The organism is Hyphomonas atlantica corrig. (assembly GCF_000682715.1).
Lineage (GTDB): Bacteria > Pseudomonadota > Alphaproteobacteria > Caulobacterales > Hyphomonadaceae > Hyphomonas > Hyphomonas atlantica.
This window is the reverse complement of record NZ_AWFH01000027.1, coordinates 1-6,209: the sequence shown is the minus strand read 5'-3', so window position 1 is coordinate 6,209 and position 6,209 is coordinate 1. Positions and strand designations below refer to the sequence as shown.

Genomic DNA, 6,209 nt, shown 5'->3' with positions numbered 1-6,209 from the left:
GATTTTAACGCCAAGGCCGGACCACCAGACCAAGCACGTCATTGCCGCTGGATATTAACCCCAGGGCCGGACCACCGATCCCAAGCGTGTCAGCTGAAGCCGGAACTAACTTTTCGGTTGGGCCAGTCCGATTGGACAAGCCATAACCTCTATTGCAAATTTGCATCACCCGTCGACGATCTCTGTCAGGGGGAAAAAAGAATATTCACATTGCAGATAAGTATCATATCATACAGTATTATATAAACATAAGGAGGAAACTAGGTGTATTATTTCAACGCGGTGTCGAAGACAACTGTTTCGGTATCTTTGGCGGTTTTGCTGTTTGCCGCCGGTGCTCATGCGCAAGTTGAGGTGGACGAGCAAGGTGCTGCTGCATCCGCGGCGGAAAATGTGGAGGCCACACGTCGATTGGGTGCAATCACAGTTACAGCGCAAAAGCGCGAGCAGAGCTTGCAGGATGTGCCAATTGTCGTGACCGCCTTGTCCGGAGAGCTTCTCAGCGATGCTGGCGTTCAGGATATCAAGGACCTGACGGTCGTGACGCCGGGCCTGCTTGTAACTTCTTCGTCAAAGCAAGCAAATACTACGGCGCGGATTCGTGGCATTGGCACGGTTGGTGACAATCCCGGTCTCGAAAGCTCAGTAGGCGTCGTTATCGACGGGGTTCCGCGCGCCAGGAACGGCGTTTCCTTCGGCGATCTCGGCGAGATCGAGCGAATCGAAGTACTAAAGGGGCCGCAGGGAACCTTGTTTGGCAAGTCGACCTCTGCGGGCGTCATAAATGTCATCACGAAGAAACCGTCTGACGAGTTAGAGTCGATCTTCGAGGTCGGGATCGGCAACGAAGGTTTCCTTCGCACGTCTGCAGAAGTCACCGGACCGCTTTCTAAGACGGTGAGCGGTCGCCTGTTCGGAGTATACGAAGAGCGCGGCGGTCTTTTGGACGTAAAGACCGGTAACGGTCCACGTACCGAGGACGAAACGAGTCAGTATGACTTCTACTCCGTTCGAGGTCAGCTTCGTTTTGAGCCCTCCAGCGACCTCGAGATTCTTCTCTCTGCTGACTATACTGATCGGGAAGAAGATTGTTGCATGGGTGACTATATCGCGGTGGACCCGGCCAGGGGCCCGCTGATCACGCTGCTGGCTGGCGGTGACGGGGCCTCTGCTTTTCCGATCGATCCGTTCGACCGCGTCGCCTTTGCGAACCGCGACGCCACGCAGACGACCGAGGACTGGGGTGTGTCAGCGAATATCGAGTGGCAGTCCGGCCTCGGTGAATTGACGTCAATCACATCCTATCGCGATTGGGAAAACGGCTCGGGTCAGGATACAGATTTTAGTGCCGCCGATCTTTGGTATCGAGATGACGAAACGTCCAGGGACGCTTTTGCCACATTCAGCCAAGAGTTACGACTCGCGGGCGCGACCGATAACGTCGACTGGCAGGTGGGTGTGTTTTACGCGAATGAAACTCTTGATCGTACAGATTTCATTACTTACGGCAATGATTACTTTTTCTACTTTCAGCAATTGCTGCTCGGTGCGAGTGGTGGTGCGTTTGATCTGTCTTCGCTGCCAGGTAATATCTATACGGGCGAGGCAAATGCAACCGCAGACGTTTATGAACAAACTGCGGATACATACGCCATCTTCACGAACAATACGTTCAGCTTGAGCGATCAGTTCGACCTCACGGTCGGTCTTCGTTATACGATTGATGAGAAGACGCTGGAGTCCAATTTTAATGGCGAAGCGGGTAGCTGTACCACAGCCTTGGCCGTATTTGGCCCTACAGGTGGATTGACACCAACGCTTTGCTTGCCTTGGACAAACGACAACTTTGTGGGTGTGAGCGCCACGCAGGATCGCTCTGACGAGGATTTATCAGGTACAGTAAAGGGGGCATATCGGGTCAGTGAGAATCTGATGTCATACGCGTCCTATTCGCGCGGTTACAAGGCCGGTGGTTTCAACCTTGATCGCAGCCAGTTTGGTCCCTCAGATCCCACGCCATTTCAGCCCAACCTGGATACCAGATTTGATCCCGAAACTGTTGATGCGTATGAGGTCGGCTTTAAGACCAACAATGCGGCAAATAGCTTGTTCTTCAACGGCGCGATTTTCTATCAGGAGTATAGCGACTTTCAGCTCAACACGTTTACCGGTACGAGCTTCATCGTGACATCTGTTCCCGGTGTGATTTCCAAGGGTGCTGAGTTCGATGTCCGATACCTGCCTGAACAGCTTGAAGGGCTGACACTGCAGGGCGGTCTTGTCTATGCGGAAACCCAGTATGATGATTTCGAAGCGGTAGACTTTTTCGCGCCGCCGCGCTTGCCGGGAAGCACAATTTCATTTGCGCCCCGTTGGTCGGGTACGTTGGCCGCAACCTATGAAACCTCGTTCATCAGCGACTGGGATGCGCGCTTCAATGTATCGAGCCGGTTCACTTCAAAGTATAATACAGGTTCGAACCTCGATCCGCTCAAGGAGGTTGAAGAGCTGGTTGTGGTAAATGCAAGAATGTCATTCTACAGTGACAACTCTCCCTTCGAGTTGGAACTGTGGGCGCAGAACCTGTTTGATGAGGACTATTACGAACTTGCTTTCGATACGCCGCTTCAAGGTACCGCTGCCACGCAAACAGCTCCGGGAACAGCTGTTGGTGCTTTCTTGTCACCGCCCCTGACCTTTGGCGCAACCGCTCGTGTTCGGTTTTAGAGCACTTTGAGGCAATGTCAGCTTAGCCTGACTTGAGGAGCCAAGGTGCAAGAGCCAATCTCATAGGGGAGGGAAGCGCGAAGTTCCAGCTGTTGCTTGCGGAGTGGTTGCTGAATATTGTAGCGCTCCGCAAGCCATTTCCAGAGATTTTGTAGAGACAGGAGGCGCGGGCCGGAAGCCCATAAGGATGGGCGTTGGCCTGCCAGCGAACTTTCATCTGGATGGGATCAGAGCCTCGCTGATGAGGAGTTCATGACTTCAGATTCTCGCTAACTGTCGAAAGTAAAACCGCTGCTGAAGCCAGGACTAGGATCAATAACAGGGTTAAAGTCTTGAGCTGCAAGCCGCTCGGCGGATCGCACAAACTCCTTTGCGCGCTGGATCGCAAATCCGGTTGGGACAATTCGCCACGCTCGACGATCACGGTAATCTCGCTCACGCGAGACATGGCCCGATCAATCGAATTGATTGATCAGTATCCCAACATGTGGACGCTTAATATCGTGCACTTCGGTAAGCTGGATCTGGGGCATTCCAGTCTGATCATTTAACCAGGCGCCTGCCACCGTGATCGCGTGAGGGCGATAGCTTCCATTTCCTGATCGTACGCCCGGCGCGATAGTCGGCTCACTTCACCAAAAAGGAAGCTGAAATCGATTGCGGGATCTCATATGAAGCCAGATGCGCGCGACCGCGTGGGCAACTTGACGGGTTTCTCCATTTACAATGATTGTAAGGTAACTTAATAAAGGAATAAGTAAAAGAGTTTATAGTGGACGGATCTTTTGTACGATTGTGATGGATATCTCCATGCGCAGGGGCTGAAGCTGGCGCACAGTTCGGTTGGCGATCCCGCTGCCCCTCCGGTCATTTTTGCCCATGGCGGAGGACAAACTCGTCATGCTTGGAGCGCTGCCGCGAAGGCGGTGGCATTTGAAGGATATCGCTCAATAATCTTAGATCTTCGCGGGCATGGTGAAAGCGACTGGGCTCCAGACGGTGATTACTCTCTCGGAGCTATCGCTCGAGACCTTGTAGAGGTTGGTGAAAGCGTCGCGGTTGGAAGGCCGCGGCCGCATGTAGTCGGTGCTTCGCTTGGAGGACTTGCAGCCATAGTTGCCGCAGGCATGTTTGCGCGCGATGCGTTTGAATCGGTTACTCTGGTCGATATCACGCCGAACATGGACGCCGCCGGCGTCACCAAAGTTGTCGGCTTTATGGGCGCGCATGTTAAGGAAGGCTTTGCTTCGTTGGAACAGGCCGCTGATGTGGTTGCCACCTATTTGCCGCATCGGCCCCGGCCGAAAGACCTTGAAGGGCTGCGTAAGAATCTGCGGCAAGGCGAAGACGGGCGTTGGCGATGGCACTGGGACCCTGCCTTTATCACCGGCGTCACGCGTCGCTCTGGGGTTGCTCGCACCAGTGAGCTGGAGCAGGCGGTTCGGAACATCCGCGTACCGCTTCATCTCATCCGTGGACGTATGAGCGAGCTGGTTACAGAAGACTCCGTCGCGGCGTTTCGTTCCTTGGCACCGAGGGCACATTTCACTGACGTCGCTGGGGCCAGACATATGGTGGCAGGAGATTGCAACGATTTATTTGTCGAAGCAGTCGTGTCCTTTCTTCGTCCGATTCGAGAGCAGACCCCTGCATGAGCACCTCCATGCTCAATGTTAATCAGATACAGGCCGCACTCGATGCGGCCCCCTTCCATCGCTGGCTTGGGCTGAAGGCGATCAGCACAGACAAGGACAAGCTGATACTGCAAATGCCCTGGCGTGAGGAGCTGGTTTCCAATCCGCGAATACAATCTGCCCATGGCGGTGTCATTGCCGCGCTGATTGATCTCACAGGATTTTATGCCCTGCTCGCCGCAGGGAACACGCCTGCTGCGACGGCGGACTTGCGAGTTGACTATCACAAACCTGCCACGCCAGGAACGCTAAGCATGATGGGAAGAATTGTCCGTCTGGGTGCAACTCTTTCCGTCGCCGAAGCCTCTGTCATGAACGCCAGCGGAGCGCTGCTTTCGAGCGGGCGCGGCGCCTACCTGATGCCGGGGCGTGCATGAAGGTTTGCATGATATTCTTGCATTGCGTAATTTTAATTCTGGTCTCGGGGTGTAGGGGCCAGAGTCAGAAGGTCAGGTTGCCCCTGAGCCGACCGGCTTTACGTATGAGGCCGGGGCGGGTGGTCTGTGTAGAAGCGGTTTCCGTGGAATTGGGGGCATGAGGGACATCTATTTGATTGCGTGGGGGCTGCCTCCGTAAAAGTGGCCTGGTATTTGAGTTAGTCTCGGCTTCGATTGACGCGCTTGGGTTCGGTGGTCAGGCTCTGACGTTAAAATCCAGCGGCAAGTTGGACCTGACCACCATGGCAATTCTTGAGATGTCGGCAGAATCTTTCGGCGTTTTTCCATTGCGAACCATGCGAGGTCGGCCTGTAGATCATTTGCAAGTCATGAGAAAGAGCGTCCGGCAATTGAGCACCGCCGGGCTAGATCCTGACAATGCACAATGAAGCTCTTTACGTTCACCGGCACATCGCCCCGGCTAAGAGGTGGAGAAACGTTGCGTCCCTCACAGGAATAGGGTATTGGAATTTCTCCACCGTTCTGAATTTCAGACGCGTTCACCCACTTCTTCTCTTCCTTGCAACGCCGGGCGCGCTGCAGCGCTCCACTGTGCCGGATCGGCGTGATACAGACAAAAAGTGAACTCATGGCCGGAACCGTTGCGAATTCTCAAGAGGGCGGCGGGCTTGCGGTCAAATAATGCCTTTGGAGTCATTAAAGGAAAAACACATGGCTGCCCGGCGCGCGATCCTTTTTCATTCCTGCAGAGTGAAATCGACCGTCTTTTCGACAGTTTCAGCGGCGCAGGTTTCCGCCGTCCGGTCGGAATGCAGGAGGTCTGGCCGCGTCTGGAAGTCAAGGAATGTGATGGTCTGATCGAAGTCGCCGCCGAGCTTCCCAGGGTGGATGAAAAGAATATCGAGGTCAATGTGACCGACAGCCGGCTGACGATCCGCGGGGAAAAGAAACCGGAGAGGGACGAAAAGACCAAGAGCTACCGGCTTGTCGAAAGATCGTTTGGCACATTCGAACGCTCGATCGCGCTCCCGTCCGGTGTTGACACCAGCAAGGTCAAGGCCCAACAAGCGCAAGGGCGCGCTGCATGTCGAAATTCCCAAGCTGGCAAGTTCAAAAAGGACAGCGCGTTGAGGGCTTCCAGTCTCTCTCGGGGTCCTGCCTTTGCATCGCTGGGCAAGTCACATTGCCGCGGTTGGTGCCGGGATGCTTCATATCCAACGCCCTTAACCTGTGAAGCGTCCCGATTTTTTGAGCACGCTGTGCGCGGGCTCAGGGCGGCGAGGCTGGTAACGGAATAAATCAGTGTACCGTAAAAACATAAGTGAGAGATAGGGCGCTGCGAGCACTCTGTTGTTTCCTGTGACCTGCTCCCCGAAAAATCCCTCGTTTG

5 protein-coding genes are annotated in these 6,209 nt (G+C 54.4%); all 5 read left to right on the top strand.

Annotation, left to right across the window (positions count from 1 at the left end):
- Positions 1 to 264: 264 nt before the first annotated feature.
- The 5 genes from HY36_RS11325 to HY36_RS17850 all read left to right on the top strand — a co-directional run bounded on the left by HY36_RS11325 (position 265) and on the right by HY36_RS17850 (position 6,117).
- Positions 265 to 2,727 (top strand): TonB-dependent receptor, encoded by a 2,463-nt coding sequence (locus HY36_RS11325; protein WP_051602738.1) that lies wholly within the window; start codon positions 265 to 267, stop codon positions 2,725 to 2,727.
- Between the two features lie 332 nt (positions 2,728 to 3,059).
- Positions 3,060 to 3,278 carry a hypothetical protein gene (locus HY36_RS11320; RefSeq protein WP_035552743.1) on the top strand — a complete coding sequence of 73 codons (219 nt, stop codon included), beginning with the start codon at positions 3,060 to 3,062 and terminating at the stop codon, positions 3,276 to 3,278.
- Positions 3,279 to 3,512: 234 nt separating this feature from the next.
- Complete coding sequence (locus HY36_RS11315) at positions 3,513 to 4,382, top strand: alpha/beta fold hydrolase (protein ID WP_034766463.1); 870 nt, start codon at positions 3,513 to 3,515, stop codon at positions 4,380 to 4,382.
- The gene (locus HY36_RS11310) at positions 4,379 to 4,798 is read left to right on the top strand and encodes a PaaI family thioesterase (RefSeq protein WP_034766464.1); all 420 of its coding nucleotides are present in this window, start codon (positions 4,379 to 4,381) and stop codon (positions 4,796 to 4,798) included. Before HY36_RS11315 ends, HY36_RS11310 begins: the two co-directional genes overlap by 4 nt.
- 689 nt (positions 4,799 to 5,487) lie before the next feature.
- Positions 5,488 to 6,117, top strand: coding sequence for an Hsp20/alpha crystallin family protein (locus HY36_RS17850; protein WP_051602737.1), 630 nt, complete (start codon positions 5,488 to 5,490; stop codon positions 6,115 to 6,117).
- The last annotated feature ends 92 nt before the right edge of the window (positions 6,118 to 6,209 follow it).

Coding starts and splice junctions, on each gene's coding strand:
- HY36_RS11310 (WP_034766464.1), top strand. CDS start 4,379: ATGAGCACCTCCATGCTCAATGTTAATCAGATACAGGCCGCACTCGAT.